The organism is Chromobacterium sp. Ag138 (assembly GCF_055181315.1).
In genome coordinates, this window is the sequence record NZ_JBUPWA010000001.1 from 3,445,936 (window position 1) to 3,461,287 (window position 15,352).

Annotated in this window: 11 protein-coding genes; 1 reads left to right on the forward strand and 10 read right to left on the reverse strand. The window is 66.2% G+C overall.

Annotation, left to right across the window (positions count from 1 at the left end; translation table 11 throughout):
- Positions 1 to 277: 277 nt before the first annotated feature.
- From ACY3GB_RS16005 to ACY3GB_RS16050, 10 genes are all read right to left on the reverse strand, one after another.
- Positions 278 to 634, reverse strand: a complete 357-nt coding sequence (locus ACY3GB_RS16005; RefSeq protein WP_463089620.1) for a hypothetical protein — start codon at positions 632 to 634, stop codon at positions 278 to 280.
- Between the two features lie 93 nt (positions 635 to 727).
- Positions 728 to 1,204, reverse strand: coding sequence for a WbuC family cupin fold metalloprotein (locus ACY3GB_RS16010; RefSeq protein ID WP_463089621.1), 477 nt, complete (start codon positions 1,202 to 1,204; stop codon positions 728 to 730).
- A 298-nt stretch (positions 1,205 to 1,502) separates the two neighbouring features.
- Entirely contained in the window at positions 1,503 to 2,762 is a 1,260-nt protein-coding gene (locus tag ACY3GB_RS16015) for a glutamate-5-semialdehyde dehydrogenase (protein ID WP_463089622.1), read from the reverse strand.
- 181 nt (positions 2,763 to 2,943) lie between these two features.
- Complete coding sequence (locus ACY3GB_RS16020; protein ID WP_463089623.1) at positions 2,944 to 3,354, reverse strand: lysozyme inhibitor LprI family protein; 411 nt, start codon at positions 3,352 to 3,354, stop codon at positions 2,944 to 2,946.
- Positions 3,355 to 3,438: 84 nt separating this feature from the next.
- Entirely contained in the window at positions 3,439 to 5,091 is a 1,653-nt protein-coding gene (locus ACY3GB_RS16025; RefSeq protein ID WP_463089624.1) for an acid phosphatase, read from the reverse strand.
- Positions 5,092 to 5,167: 76 nt separating this feature from the next.
- A complete protein-coding gene (locus ACY3GB_RS16030; RefSeq protein WP_463089625.1) occupies positions 5,168 to 6,052 on the reverse strand; it encodes a phytanoyl-CoA dioxygenase family protein in 885 nt (294 codons plus the stop codon).
- Between the two features lie 79 nt (positions 6,053 to 6,131).
- Positions 6,132 to 6,599 carry a DUF721 domain-containing protein gene (locus ACY3GB_RS16035; RefSeq protein WP_463089626.1) on the reverse strand — a complete coding sequence of 156 codons (468 nt, stop codon included), beginning with the start codon at positions 6,597 to 6,599 and terminating at the stop codon, positions 6,132 to 6,134.
- 69 nt (positions 6,600 to 6,668) lie between these two features.
- Positions 6,669 to 7,982 carry an ABC transporter ATP-binding protein gene (locus tag ACY3GB_RS16040; protein WP_463089627.1) on the reverse strand — a complete coding sequence of 438 codons (1,314 nt, stop codon included), beginning with the start codon at positions 7,980 to 7,982 and terminating at the stop codon, positions 6,669 to 6,671.
- 13 nt (positions 7,983 to 7,995) lie between these two features.
- Positions 7,996 to 9,735 carry an ABC transporter permease gene (locus ACY3GB_RS16045; RefSeq protein WP_463089628.1) on the reverse strand — a complete coding sequence of 580 codons (1,740 nt, stop codon included), beginning with the start codon at positions 9,733 to 9,735 and terminating at the stop codon, positions 7,996 to 7,998.
- A 334-nt stretch (positions 9,736 to 10,069) separates the two neighbouring features.
- The gene (locus ACY3GB_RS16050; RefSeq protein ID WP_463089629.1) at positions 10,070 to 12,112 is read right to left on the reverse strand and encodes an alkaline phosphatase D family protein; all 2,043 of its coding nucleotides are present in this window, start codon (positions 12,110 to 12,112) and stop codon (positions 10,070 to 10,072) included.
- Positions 12,113 to 12,377: 265 nt separating this feature from the next.
- Here ACY3GB_RS16050 and secA point away from each other — a divergent pair, with 265 nt between their 5' ends.
- On the forward strand, positions 12,378 to 15,089 hold the full coding sequence (secA, locus tag ACY3GB_RS16055; RefSeq protein WP_463089630.1) for a preprotein translocase subunit SecA: 2,712 nt from the start codon (positions 12,378 to 12,380) through the stop codon (positions 15,087 to 15,089).
- Positions 15,090 to 15,352: the final 263 nt, after the last annotated feature.

The window sequence follows — 15,352 nt, forward strand, 5'->3', positions numbered from 1 at the left end:
CGGCGAGTCCAGTCGTGGCGTATTGCCGTCAGTGTAACCGCGCGGGGCGGATGGCGCGCTCCCGACGCGGTTCGGTAGGGCAGGCGGATTCGCCGCGCCGGTGTTTATTCACAGCTTGTTCTGAAATTGTCCACATTATGCACAGGCAGTTGTGGATGAAATCACTTACCCACATCGTCGGCAAGGAATGCGCGTTTTCCGGCAAGTTGTCCACAGTCTTATCCCGGGATATCCAGATCATCCACAGCCAGTCACGGAATGCATGACTTATCCACAGTCATTTGCGGGCGCAGCCATGGATCTGCTTCTTCCAGGCCGGGCTCAGCGGCATGCCGTTCAGCCGGACTTCCAACCGGCTGCCGTCGCCTTGCGGCAGGATGTCGACCCGGGTGCCGGAGGCGTCGCTGACCGGATTGCGCAACGCCAGGCTGCGGCTGCCGTCGCGCTCGTCGCGGCGCTCGACGAAATCATCGGGGATGTGCAGCTTTTGCAAGCCTTGCTGCAGGCAGTCGGCCACTTGCTGCGGCGGGCGCTGGCTGCTCAGGCTGAGCGAGGGGGCGGCGCGCAGCGGCGTGGCGCAGGCCAGCAGGGACAGGGAAATGGCGAGGGGGAGAACGGCGCGGAATAGGAACATCGGTTTCGGCATCGGTTGGGGAAACAATGCCTTTTGGTGCGCCGGCGGCCGCCGCGGGTTCCGTCATTCGCGGCGGCAAGATGTTAAGCGATGTTACGCGAAGCGGTCGCCGGGCTGGCAGCGGCGCAGGAAGGCCAGCATGTCGGCGACGCGGGCGTCGCCTTCAGCCGGCGCCCAGGCGGCTACATCGGATTCGGGCAAGGGCTGGTATGGGCCGCGCTTCACCTCGAACACCACGCTGCCCGGCTCCAGCGACACCACCGAATGCCAGGCGCCGGCCGGCATCTCGAACACGCGCGCGCCGCCGTCGCCCAGCCGATGGCGGGCGACCACGGTTTCGCCGGCGGCGTCGAATTCGATCCAGTCCAGCGCGCCGGACAGCATGATCAGCAGTTCCGGGCTGCCGGGGTGGCGGTGCGGGCGGACATAGGTGTCCGGCTCCATGGCGATGGCCAGACGCTGGATCGGATCGTCCAGTTCGGCGTGGATGTTGTGGTGGGCGCGCAGGCGCGGCGCACAGGCGGCCTTGGCTGACAGGTCTGCGAGATCTTGGTTGGTCAGGATTTTCATCGGTTTGACGCGAGCGTGAAAAACAAAGCGCGATTATGGCGCGAAATGGAGCGATTGTGTTTTCGCGCGTGGCGCTGCGGGGCGTTCGGCAGCGGATGGCCGCCGCAGCCTGGATGTCCGAATGGTTTCGCGTCCGTTGCGCGGACGATGGTTTGGATGGCGGTTCCGCCCGCAGGACGGGGAGACGGGCCGCTTCGAATCGTCGATCCAGGCGACTTTTGCGTTTGGATCGATCAAGCGGAACGGCCATCCTGTGACGGATGGCCGTTGGCAAGTTGCCTATCTCCCGGCGGGACGCTTACTGTCTGATCTGCCCATCTCCCAGCACGATCCACTTCTGGCTGGTGAGGCCGTTCAAGCCGACCGGGCCGCGGGCGTGGATCTTGTCGGTGGAGATGCCGATCTCGGCGCCGAGCCCGTACTCGAAGCCGTCGGCGAAGCGGGTGGAGGCGTTGACCATCACGCTGGCCGAGTCCACCTCGCGCAGGAAGCGGCGCGAGCGGCCGTAGTCCTCGGTGACGATGGCGTCGGTGTGATGGCTGCCCCAGTGGTTGATGTGCTCGATCGCCTCGTCGATGTCCTTCACCACTTTCACCGCCAGCACCGGCGCCAGATATTCGGTGGCCCAGTCGTCGTCGGTGGCGGCCTTGACCTGCTCGCCCAGGATGGCGCGGGTGCGTTCGCAGCCGCGCAGCTCCACGCCTTTTTCCCAATAGGCGCCGGCCAGCCGCGGCAGCATGAACTCGGCGAAGGCGCTGTGCACCAGCAGCGTTTCCATGGTGTTGCAGGTGCCGTAGCGATGGGTCTTGGCGTTGAGGGCGATGTTGAACGCCTTGTCCGGATTGGCGGTGTCGTCGATGTAGACGTGGCAGTTGCCGTCCAGATGCTTGATCACCGGCACCCGCGCCTCGGCGCTGATGCGGGCGATCAGGCCCTTGCCGCCGCGCGGCACGATCACGTCGACATATTCCGGCATCGAGATCAGCTCGCCCACCGCGGCGCGGTCGGTGGTGGCCAGCACCTGCACCGCCTCGGCCGGCAGGCCGGCGGCCGCCAGGCCCTCGTGCACGCAGGCGGCGATGGCCTGGTTGCTGTGGAAGGCTTCGGAGCCGCCGCGCAGGATGGTGGCGTTGCCGGATTTCAGGCACAGGCCGGCGGCGTCGGCGGTGACGTTGGGGCGGGCCTCGTAAATGATGCCCACCACGCCCAGCGGCACCCGCATCTTGCCCAGCTGGATGCCGGACGGCCGGTAGCTCATTTCGTCGATCTCGCCCACCGGGTCCGGCAGCGCGGCGATCTGGCGCAGGCCGTCGGCCATCGCCGCCACGCCCTTGGCGGTGAGGGTCAGCCGGTCCAGCATCGCGTCGTCGAGTCCTGCCTGGCGCGCGGCGTCCAGGTCCTGGCGGTTGGCGGCCAAGAGCGCGTCCTGCTCGCGGACGATGGCGTCGGCGATGGCGTGGAGCGCGGCGTTTTTCTGGTTGGCGTCGGCGCGGGCCAGCAGGCGCGACGCCTTGCGCGCGGCCTGGCCCAGCTGCTGCATGTATTCTTTGACGTTCATGGCGAAGAGTCCCGGTGTTGTTGTTTTCGGATTGTTTGCAGCTTAAACCAAAGCGCTGGCAGCGAACAGAGACAGTCTGAATGTAGATTGGTTATTGTCAGGCAGGAGGCGCGCGGCGGCAGGCAGGGGCGCGGCGAGCGGGTTCGGCGATGGCCCCGCGCCCGGGCGCGGGGCGGGGGATTCAGCGCGAGGCGGGCTGCAGCCGGGCCAGCTCGGCGGCGCGGGCGGCGGTGGACGCCAGTTCGCAGTCGGCGGCCACCAGCGATTCGGCGGTGCCGCCGTCGGGGTCGACGTAGGCGCTGCAGTTGGCGGCGCGGTATTTCAGCCACAGCCGCTGGGCGACCTGCAGCCTGTGCTGGCGCTTGGCCGGCAAGGCGGCCATCAGCTTGCGGTATGTGTCGTTCAGCTGCTTGTCCTGGCGCGCGTGTTCTGCCGAGAGGCAATCGAGCATGCCTGCGGTGACGCCGCCGGCCTGATCCATGCACTGGTCGTAATGGTGGCTGTACATCGCCTCTTCGGCGCAGGCGAAGGCGCGGAAGGACAGGAGTCCGAGCAGCAGCAGGGCGGACAGGCGTAGGGCGAATCGAGTCATGCTTTTATGGTTTTCCAAGGCGCGCACGCGGAAGGATAAGAAAAAAATAGCAGCCGGCCCGCGGATGCGGACCGGCCATGGGGCTTAGAGCTGCAGCGCGCCGGTCAGGTCGCCCGGCGGCTGCGCACCGCGCTCGCGGAAGGCCTGGTTGCGAACCTTGACGCCCTCCAGCTCCGGCAGGCCGTGCAGGCGGCTGATGAAGCGGATGATGGAGGTGGTGTCGTAGAAGGTGTGGTCGACATGGCCTTTCTTGGCGAACGGCGACACCACGATGGCGGGGATGCGGCTGCCCGGACCCCAGCGGTCGCCCTTGGGCGGCGCCACGTGGTCCCACCAGCCGCCGTTCTCGTCGTGGGTGATGACCACCACCATGTTCTTCCACTGCGGGCCGCTCATCAGGTGCTGCAGCACGTTGGCCACGTGGCGGTCGCCGCTTTCCACGTCGGAGTAGCCGGCGTGCATGTTCAGGTTGCCCTGCGGTTTGTAGAACGCCACCGCCGGCAGCTTGCCGGCCACCGCGTCGGCGATGAAGCGGTTGCTGATCGGGCTGTCGCCCAGGCCGCCGTCGCGCAGGTGCTCGGCGCGGGCCTGGGTGCTGGGCGCGAAGTTCTTGAAGTAGTTGAACGGCTGGTGGTGGTACTGGAAGTTGGGCGCGTCCGGGCCGCCCTTGCCGTCCAGCGCCGCCTGCCAGCTGCCGCCGTACCAGGCCCAGCTGACGCCCTTGCGCGACAGCAGGTCGCCGATGGTGTCGTAGGTCTGCGGCGGCAGGGTGTTGGCGTCGGCCGGATCGGCGTAGCGCTTGTCGCCGCCCTCGGCCGGCTTGACGTAGCTGGGCTGGAACGGCGGCGCCATGGTGTTGACCGCATAGCCGTCCGGCGTGATGGCGCCGTTGTTGACGAATTGCGGCGGGCCGTCCATCGCCGAGGCCGGCGTCTTCACCTTCAGCCGGTAGCCCTTGGGGCCGTCGTCCAGCACGGCGATCTTCTTCGCCGCCGCGGTGTCCTTGGCGTTGAAGTATTCCGGCGTGCGGGCGGAGATCAGGAACTGGTGGTTCAGGTAGGAGCCGCCGAAGGCCGCCATGAAGAAGTTGTCGCACAGCGTGTATTGCTGGGCGATCTTCCATTGGTTGAGGTTCTTGGCGGTCTCGTTGTAATAGCCCATCACCAGCGCGCCGGAGTCGGCCCAGGCGACGAACTGGTCGTTCTTGCCGCCGTTGATCTGCATCTGGTTCTGGTAGAACAAATGCCACAGGTCGCGGGTGATCACGGCTTCCGGCAGCGGCTCGCCGTCGGCGTCCTTCAGCGGGAACGGGCCGTTGGGCAGGTTCTGGATCTTGTCTTCCTCGATCAGGTAGTACTTGCCGGCCACGGTCTGGCCGCGCTGCACCATGCCGCCCCAGATCTTGGGCAGGTTCTTCAGCCTGGAGCCGTCGCGGTCCAGCTGGATACAGGCTTCGGCCGGCGCCTTGGACAGCGGATGCCTGACGCCGGGGAAGTTGCCGTACAGATTGTTGAAGCTGCGGTTCTCCAGATAGATCACCACCACGTTCTTCACGTGATGGCGCAGCCTGTCGTCCAGCGGGCCGTGGGCGGCCGGCGCGGCGTCGGCCGCCTGGCTGGCGACGGCGGGCAGCACGCCGGCGGCGCCGATGGCGGCCAGGCCTTCGAACAGGCGGCGGCGCGACGGGTCCTGCGGCGCGGTTTCGGGTGTGGTTTCGGGCGTATCGTGTTCGGACATGGCGGTCATCCTGCTGGAGGGGACGTTCAAGGAGAAACCGCCACTGTACTCCGCTTTGATGTCTATCTGAAGGCGATCAATCGTTTCGCATGGCGGCGCGCGCCTCGGCCAGCAGCGTTTTGGCTTCTTCGGGCAGGAATTCGGTGAAGCGCGGCGGCTCGGCCGGCGGCTCGCGCAGCTGCGCGATCGGGTCCTGGCCGTCGACGCCGCCCAGATTGGGCGCATGCACGAAATAGCCGAGCAGCCGCTGCAGCCGCTCCGGCAGTTCGCGCGCCAGCTCGCGCGGCACCGCCAGGTAGTGGTTTTCCGCCTGGCGCAGCCAGCCCAGGCAGTAGCTGAGCACCGCGCCGGTGCGGGGCTGGCCGGTGCGGTTGGCGCCGCCGGCGTGGATGACGGAGCCGAGGTAGATCAGCACCGAGCCGGCGGGCATCGCGGCCGGGACCACTTCGCTCTCGTCCGGCAGCCGCTCCTGGCTCCAGCGATGGCTGCCCGGCGCGACGTTGGTGGCGCCGTTGTCCTCGGTGAAGTCGTCCAGCGCGTACATGCAGTTGATCATGGTTTCCGATCCGGGAACCTTGACCGGAAACATCAGCGCGTCGCTGTGCAGGAACTGGCGCGGCTCGCCCGGGCCGATGCGTATCGCCTGGGTCAGGTTGAGCTGGTATTCGCGGCAGCCCCCGAGCAGCATGATGTCCATCAACTGCAGGATCAGCGGGTGGATGGCCAGTTCGCGGCAGACGGGCACGCGGGCGATCAGGCCGGACAGGCGGCGGGTGGCGTAGCCGTAGAAGTCGCCCTGGCAGTCGGGCGCGGCGTCCAGCAGCGGGAACAGCTCGGCGCGGAAGCGGGCCAGCTGTTCGGGGGACAACAGCCCTTCTATGATGACGCCGCCGTCGCGCTCCAGCGCGGCGGCGATGCCGGCTGCGGGATGGTTGGGGGAAAAGCGTTGCAACGCGGCCATGGCGCCTCCTGCGGAAATGAATCGAAAGGAGGCTATTGGCGTCGAAACGGCGCGGCGGGAAAACTGGCTGTCGGTACAGTCAGCCGCGGCGCTGGCGCGCGATCAGCCGCTGCAGCGCGCGCTTGACGTCGGGGTGGCCGATGCAGCCGGACGCCTGCTCCATGCCGTCCAGCGCGGTTTCGCTGATCGCCAGCGTCTTCGGCTTTTTGACGCGGACCAGCTGCAGCGCCACCTTGACCCGCACCTTGGACGCCGGATAGCCCTGTTGCGCCAGCTGCGGCAGCAGCCCGGGCGCGGTCATGCGCAGCCGGGCGGCGACGATGCCGTTGTCGGCGTGGATCACCAGCTCGTCGTCGCGGATGCGCACCGCGCGGCAAGCCTCGCCCATCGCCGGCGGAATCAGCTTCTTGAAGGCGCGGTCCAGCGCCATCAGCTCGTGCGCGGCGGCGGTGAGGCGGGCCAGGGTCTGATCCTGGCGGGTGATGTCGTTGAGCGGGCGTCCGGACATGGGCGTGAGGGGGAAACGGTCGATGCCGTATTGTAGCATCGGGCAGGCCTGCGGCCGCCGAAACAAAACGGGCGCCGTCCGGGCGCCCGTTGTTTGGCCGGCCGAAGCTTACTGGCCGCCCTCGACGTCTTCCAGGCTGAAAGTCTCGGTGTGGTCGTTGTAGGAGAAGATTTCGGCGTAGCGGCCCCAGCTGATCACGGTGTCCAGCGTCTCCTCGGCCGACTGGTCGGACAGCGAGTCTTCCAGTTCCTGGGCGAAGCGCAGCCGCGGCGCGCGCTGGCCGGGACGCTCCTGCAGCACCTTGCGGATATGGGCGGCCATCGGCACGTGGCGCAGCAGGTGCTCGGCGAACATCACCTTGCGCTCCTGGGTGCCGTAGTCGGCGAACAGCTTGCCGGCGGCGGTCAGCAGCATGTCGCCGTCCTTCAGCTCGACGAAGCCCAGGTGCTCCAGCACCTCGGCCACCGGGAACAGGTCGTCCACCTCCAGCAGCAGCTTCTCGGCGATTTCCGGCATGTCGGCCTTGCCGAAGTAAGGCTCCTGCGCCACTTCCTCGATCAGGCCGGCCATCAGGTTGGTGGACACCTCGGTCAGGTGGCTGCCGATTTCAAGCGGCAGCTTGTGCAGGGTGTGGGCGCTGCGGCGCGCGGTCATCAGCGCGTAGATGTCGTCCACCATCTTGCGGAAGGCCGGGTCCAGCCGGTTGCGGCGGTGCGGGAACGGCACCTTGATCTCGGCCACCACGCGGCCTGGATTGGACGACAGCACCAGGATGCGGTCGCACATGAACACCGCTTCCTCGATGTTGTGGGTGACGATCAGCACGGATTTGATCGGCAGCTGGCCCTCGCTCCACAGGTCCAGCATGTCGGTGCGCAGCGTCTCGGCGGTCAGCACGTCCAGCGCCGAGAACGGCTCGTCCATCAGCAGCAGCGTCGGGTTGACCACCAGGCCGCGGGCGAAGCCGACGCGCTGGCGCATGCCGCCGGACAGCTCGCGCGGGTAGGCGTTTTCAAAGCCGTCCAGGCCGATCAGGTCGATCGCGGCCAGCGCGCGGCGGCGGCGCTCCTTGGCGTCCACGCCCAGCGCCTCCAGGCCGGCTTCCACGTTCTGCAGCACGGTCAGCCACGGGAACAGCGCGAAGGTCTGGAACACCATGGCCACGCCTTCGGCCGGGCCTTTCAACGGTTTGCCCTGGTAGTTGACCTCGCCGCTGCTTTGCTGGATCAGGCCGGCGATGATGCGCAGCAGCGTGGACTTGCCGGAGCCGGAGCGGCCCAAGAGGCCGACGATCTCGCCTTCGCGCAGCGTCAGGTTCACATCGTCCAGCACCTGGATCTCGTCGCTGCCCTTGGAGAAGCCGCGGCAGACGTTCTTCAGCTTGAAGATTTCCTGTCCCAGGGCGTTGTTTTCGGTAGTCATGCTTGGTGCCCCCTTAGTTGAGACGGAGTTTGTTTTCGGCGATGGCGTACATCGGACGCCACAGCAGGCGGTTGAACAGGACGACGAACAGCGACATCACCACGATGCCCAGCAGGATCTTGGGATAGTCGCCGGCGGCGGTGGTCTGCGCGATGTAGGCACCCAGGCCGTGGGCGGCCAGCTTGTCGTCGCCCCAGGACACGAACTCGGACACGATGCTGGCGTTCCAGGCGCCGCCGGACGCGGTGATCGCGCCGGTGACGTAGTAGGGGAAGATGCCCGGCAGCATGATTTGCCTCCACCATTGCCAGCCGCGGATGCGGAAGTTGGCGGCGGCTTCCCTGAAGTCGTTGGGGAAGGCGGTGGCGCCGGCGATGACGTTGAACAGGATGTACCACTGGGTGCCCAGCACGATCAGCGGCGACAGCCAGATGTCCGGGTTCAGCTTGTAGTGGACGATGAAGACCACGAATACCGGGAACAGCAGGTTGGCCGGGAAGGCGGCCAGGAATTGCGCCAGCGGCTGGATTTTCTCGGCCAAGGCCGGGCGCAGGCCGATCAGCACGCCCAGCGGCACCCAGATCACCGAGGCGACGGCGATCAGCAGGCTGACGCGCACCAATGTGATCAGGCCCAGGCCGAACACTCTCAGCACTTCCCAGACGCCCACTTCGGTGGCGATGAAGTGCACCAGCTTGCTGGCGGCGGCGGCGGCGAGCAACGCCACCAGCGCCCACCACAACACGTCGATGCCGCGCGACACCGGCGTATGGTCTTCCGAATGGATGCCCTTGGGCAGGCTGAAGTTCAGCCGCAGGCGGGCGATCTTCTTCAGCAGCTTGCCGAAAGGCTTGAGCAGCTGCTGGATGAAGCGGGTGCGCTGGATCAGGTTCAGCACCCAGGACTCCGGCGCGTTCTGGCTGGCGGTGTCCTCCAGGCGGAACTTGTCGGCCCAGGCCACCAGCGGGCGGAACAGGAACTGGTCGTAGATCAGGATCACGATGGTCATCGCCAGGATCACCCAGCCGACGGCGGCCAGATCCTTGTTCTGGATCGCCAGCGCCAGGTAGGAGCCGACGCCGGGCAGCGTCACGGTCTTGTCGCCGACGGTGATCGCCTCCGACGCCACCACGAAAAACCAGCCGCCGGACATGCTCATCATCATGTTCCAGATCATGCCGGGCATGGAGAACGGCACTTCCAGCTTCCAGAACTTCTGCCACGGCGACAGCCGCAGGTTGACCGACACCTCTTCCAGGTCGCGCGGCACGGTGCGCAGCGACTGGTAGAAGCTGAAGGTCATGTTCCACGCCTGGCTGGTGAAGATGGCGAAAATGGCGGCGAACTCGGCGCCCAGCACCCGGCCGGGGAACAAGGCCAGGAAGAAGGTGACGGTGAACGAGATGTAGCCCAGCACCGGCACCGACTGCAGGATGTCCAGTATCGGCACCAGCAACAGGCCGGCGCGGCGGCTCTTGGCGGCCAGCGTGCCGTAAACCAGGGTGAAGGCCAGCGCGGCGGCCATCGCCGCCAGCATGCGCAGCGTGGTGCGCAGCGCGTATTCGGGCAGGTTGCCTGGATCCAGCGTGATCGGAACGGTTTGCAGCGCGGTGATGGGCCCCCAGGTTTCGCGGATGCCGGTGGTGGCCATCAGCAAAAAGCCCAGGATCAGCGGAAACGCGATCAGGTCCCAGCGGTTGGGGATCAGCCGCCGGGCGGTGGCGGGCATGAAGTGGCGGACGGCGGTGGTCATCGGGCCTCTCCGTTTTCTATCGTTTATCGCGGCGGGCGGCAACCAGCCCGCTTCTATTATGACAACTCTGGAGCGGGTGGCGGATGCGTCCTCGACGTTCGGCATGCCAAGCCCGGGCATCGATGCGTCCGCCCTGTCCAAAGCCGTGCGGGAGAGCATTGCAAGCAATGCCGGAAGCGGCGACGCGCCGTCCGGTTTCAGGGCATGGATGCTACCAGAGAAGCCATAAAACGAATGTTAAAAACCGGAGGGCTTTGTAGGGATTTTGTGACGAAATGTACTGACTGGAAGGGTTGGCCGCGCGGGCGCGGCCAACCCCGGGACGGGAAACCGCTTACAGCACGTTGACGGCCGGGGTTCCGGCCAGCACCTCGACGGTCTTGACGCTGGCGGTGGCCGGCGACGGCGCGGCGCCGTTCGCCAGCTTGGCCATCTTGTGGAAGGCGCAGCTGAGCTTGCCCGGCGTCAGCGTCACCACCGCGTAGCCCTGGGCGTCGGTGTCGGCGTACTTCAGCCACGGGTTGAAGGTTTGCAGCGTGCCGGTGAAGGTGTTGACCGTCTGGCCGTTCACCGTCTGGTAGATCAAGGGCGCGGCCTTGGCGAAGGCCGGCACGGTGTCCACCACGTTCTTGAAATAGCTGAAGAAGGAGTTGCTGGAGATGCCGGCGGTCACCAGGTCCACCATCACCGGCGTCGGGCTGGCGGCGTCGAAGTCGTCATACACCTGTCCGGCGAAGAAGGCGTGGATGTCGCCGGTGATGCCCACCACGTTGCCGATGCCGTTGCCTTTCAGGAAGGCCATCAGCGCCTTGCGCTCGGCGTTGTAGCCGTCCCACTGGTCGGCGTTGAGGATGTACTGGTTGAGCAGCATGCTTGGCGGCAGGTTGCTGTCGAGCATCGGTTTGACCGCGGCGCCGAACACGCCGGCGCTGATCGCGCCGCCGCTGACGGCGGCGAGCAGAGGCTGGGTGTTGGCGTAGCTCAGTACCGGCGTCGCGCCGCTGGTGTCGGCGGCCAGCAGGTCCTGGTACAGCGCGCCGGTTAGCTGTTGCTGTTGGGCGGCGCTGAGGTTGAGGCTGAAATTCTGCGCCAGCGCGGCCGACAGTCCCTGCTCCAGCAGGCTGGCGACCGCCATGGTGCCGTCCACGCCCATGCGCAGCAGCGACACCTCGTTGCCCCACAGCTTCCAGGTGGTGGCGGCGCTCTGCATCTGCTGCTGCCACCAGGCGCGCTGGGTCGCGCCCAGGATGGACACGTTCAGCAGGTTGCCGCCGGTGGAGGCCATCTTGGCGGCCTCGGCCTGGGCCAGCGCGGCCTTGGGCACGAAATAGCGACTGCCCAGATTGGCCAGGCCGGTGTCGGGCACGGCGGTTTCCGGGATGATGTGGTCGGAACGGTACAGGCGCTGGTCGGTCATCACCAGGGTGGCCAGATTGCCGAAGGCGAAGCTGCGGTAGATCTGGATGTTCTGGAACGAGGGATTGGCCAAGTCGATGCTGACATCGGCCGGCGTGTACTCGAACCAGGCCTGGTTGGCGCTGCGGCGGCGCGGCGTGCTGGGCGCGCTGTCGTCGCCGGGATAGTACACCTGGCGATCCTGCCAGCAGTCGTCGGAGAATTCGTGGTCGTCCCAGATCGAGATCACCGGGAAATTGGCGTGCACCGCCTGGATGCGCGGATCGGCGCGGTAGCTCTTGTACAGGTAGCGGTAGTCGGCCAGCGTGGTGGCGTAGATCGCGCCGTCGGCGCGCTTGGTGCCATTGGGCAGCGTCAGCGGCGGATGGCGGGTTTCGTTGTTGCCGGTCTGGAAGCCGGCGCCGATGGTTTCGTAGATGTAGTCGCCGACGTGCATAACGAAGTCGAGATCCAGCTGGGCGATTTCGTCGAAGGCGCCCCAGTGGTTGACGCTCCAGTCCTGGCAGGTGATGTAGGCGAATTTCAGCTGCGACAGCGGGGTGCCGGCTGCCGGCGCGGTCTTGGTGCGGCCGGTGGCGCTGACGGTTTTGCCGGTCAGGAAGCGGTAGTAATAAGTGGTGGCGCTGGAGAGGCCGGTCACCTTGTGGCGCACGGTGTAGTCCCAGCCCGGGTCGGCGTTCAGCGCCTGGTTGACCAGCAGGTTGGAGAAGTCCGACTTGTCGGACAGCTGCACGGTGACCGACAGCGAGCCGGCGCCGTCGCCGCCGTCGACGCGGGTCCACAGGATGATGCTGTCCGGGCGCGGATCGCCGGACGCCACGCCCAGGCCGAAGCCCTGGCCGGCCGCGAGCTGGCGCTGGCTGCCCGAATCGGCGCTGTCCGAGCCGCCGCCGCCGCAGCCCGCCGCGGCCACCGATACCGTCAGGAAACTGCCCCACTTGAGGAATTGCCGCCTATCCATCGTTTCTCCCGAGATTGTCGCTTGTTGTAGGAATGCGCAAAGTTGCGGATTATCGCGGGTCAATATTTAAGTTGCATGAATGGGGCGGTCAATTGAATCGAGCGTTTGCTCTAAGTGGTCGTCGCGTAAAACCAACAGCGATTTCTCGACTCACATCTTGATGTGGCGCATGGATGCCCCCATAACCTTGTCTGCGAATGTGCTACACTTTTCAGCATTTTTTGCGGACACTCCCAACGGCCCGCTGGTTTCTGGATTCGACTACATGATTTCTTCGCTACTCAAGAAGGTTTTCGGCAGCCGCAACGATCGTCTGCTCAAGCAATATCGCCAAGAGGTGGCGCGCATCAACGCGCTGGAGCCGGCGATGCAGGCGCTGTCCGACGAGGCGCTGGCCGCCAAGACCCAGGAATTCCGCGATCGCCTGTCCAAGGGCAGCACGCTGGACGACCTGCTGCCCGAGGCTTTCGCCGTCTGCCGCGAGGCTTCGCGCCGCGTGATGGGCATGCGCCACTTCGACGTGCAGCTGATCGGCGGCATGGCGCTGCACCAGGGCAAGATCCCCGAAATGAAAACGGGCGAGGGCAAGACCCTGGTCGCCACGCTCGCGGTCTACCTGAACGCGCTGTCCGGCGACGGCGTCCACGTGGTGACCGTCAACGACTACCTGGTCAGCCGCGACGCCGGCATCATGGCGCCGCTGTACAACTTCCTCGGCCTGTCGGTCGGCATGAATTTGTCGCAGATGGCCCATGACGACAAGCAGGCCGCCTACGCCTGCGACATCACCTACGGCACCAACAACGAGTTCGGCTTCGACTACCTGCGCGACAACATGGTGTTCAGCGTCGAAGAGAAGGTGCAGCGCAAGCTGGCCTTCGCCGTGGTGGACGAAGTGGACTCCATCCTGATCGACGAGGCGCGCACGCCGCTGATCATCTCCGGTCCGGCCGACGACAACATCGACATGTACCAGCGCATGAACGCGGTGCCGCCGCTGCTCAAGCGCCAGGAAACCGAAGAAGGCGAAGGCGACTACTGGGTGGACGAGAAGGCCCACTCGGTGCTGATGTCCGAGGCAGGCCACGAGCACAGCGAGGAAATCCTGACCCGCCTCGGCCTGCTGAAGGAAGGCGACAGCCTGTATTCGGCCACCAACATCACGTTGATGCACCACCTGATGGCCGCGCTGCGCGCCTACTCGCTGTTCCACAAGGACCAGCACTACGTGGTGCAGGACGGCGAGGTGGTGATCGTCGACGAGTTCACCGGCCGCCTGATGGCCGGCCGCCGCTGGTCGGACGGCCTGCACCAGGCCGTGGAGGCCAAGGAAGGCGTGGAGATCAACCGCGAGAACCAGACGCTGGCGTCGATCACCTTCCAGAACTACTTCCGCCTGTACGGCAAGCTGTCCGGCATGACCGGCACCGCCGACACCGAGGCCTACGAATTCCAGAGCATCTACAATCTGGAAACCGTGGTGATCCCGACCAACAAGCCGATGATCCGCAAGGATTCTCAGGACAAGGTGTACCGCTCCGCCAAGGAGAAGTACGAAGCCATCCTGGCCGACATCAAGGACTGCCACGAGCGCGGCCAGCCGGTGCTGGTGGGCACCACCAGCATCGAAAACTCGGAGCTGGTGGCCAATCTGCTGTCCCAGGCCAAGCTGCCGCACAATGTGCTGAACGCCAAGGAGCACGCCCGCGAAGCGGAGATCGTGGTCCAGGCCGGCCGTCCGGGCATGATCACCGTCGCCACCAATATGGCCGGCCGCGGCACCGACATCGTGCTGGGCGGCAACCCAGCGCCGGAAATCAAGGCGGTGGAGGCCGATGACAGCCTGTCCGACGCCGACAAGCAAGCCAAGATCGAGGCCATCCGCGCCGAGTGGAAGCAACGCCACGCCGCGGTGCTGGAAGCCGGCGGCCTGCACATCGTCGGCACCGAGCGCCACGAATCCCGCCGCATCGACAACCAGCTGCGCGGCCGCTCCGGCCGCCAGGGCGATCCGGGCTCGTCCCGCTTCTACCTGTGCCTGGAAGATCCGCTGCTGCGCATCTTCGCCTCCGACCGCGTCGCCGCGATCATGGACCGGCTGAAGATGCCGGAAGGCGAGGCCATCGAGCACCCGTGGGTGAGCCGCTCGATCGAGAACGCGCAGCGCAAGGTGGAAGGCCGCAACTTCGACATCCGCAAGCAATTGCTGGAATACGACGACGTCGCCAACGACCAGCGCAAGGTGATCTACCAGCAGCGCAACGAAATCCTGGTGGAAGAGGACGTGTCCGACGTGGTGGTGAACATGCGCGAAGGCGTGATCTCCGACCTGGTCGACCTGCACCTGCCGCCGGAATCGCTGGAGGAGCAGTGGGACCTGGCCGGCCTGGAGAAGACGCTGGCGTCGGACTTCCTGCTGGAAGCCCCGGTGGCCGAGTGGCTGAAGGCCGAGCCGAATCTGGACATCGAGCAGATCCGCCTGCGCATCGTCGACATGGCCGCCGCGGCCTACCAGGCCAAGGTGGAGCAGGCCGGCGACGGCGTGATGCGCCAGTTCGAGCGCAGCCTGGTGCTGCAGATGCTGGACAACCACTGGCGCGAGCACCTGGCGGCGATGGACCACCTGCGCCAGGGCATCCATCTGCGCGGCTACGCGCAAAAGAACCCGAAGCAGGAGTACAAGCGCGAGGCTTTCGAGCTGTTCGCCGACATGCTGGAGCGCATCAAGCGCAGCGTGGTGCAAGTGCTGATGACGGTGCAGATCCGCGGCCAGGAAGACGTGGACGCGGTGGAGCCGCATGCGCTGCCGGACTTCGAGATGCAGCACGCCGAGCCGGGTTCGGCGCTGGGCGACGACGAGGACAATCCGCTGTCGCCGGAGGCGCTGGCTTCGCAAGGCCTGCGCATCAACCGCAACGACGCCTGCCCTTGCGGCAGCGGCAAGAAGTACAAGCAGTGCCACGGCCGCCTGGCCTGATCGCCTGATCTAGCAGCCAAATGAAAAGCCGACGCGACCGCGTCGGCTTTTTTGCGTTGGCCCGCCGCCGCGCTTTGCAAGGCCATGCCATGGTGTTAGCATGACGGCGGGTCAGCAGTTCACCCAGGCGTCGCCGGCGATTTCGCCACGCTAAACCTGTCTTGGCAGCATCACCCACTTACCGCTTGGCTCGAACCCCGTGCCAGACCGCAACGGCGATCGCGGCAGTCCTTCCCGACCTTGGCACGCAGACAGGATTCGAA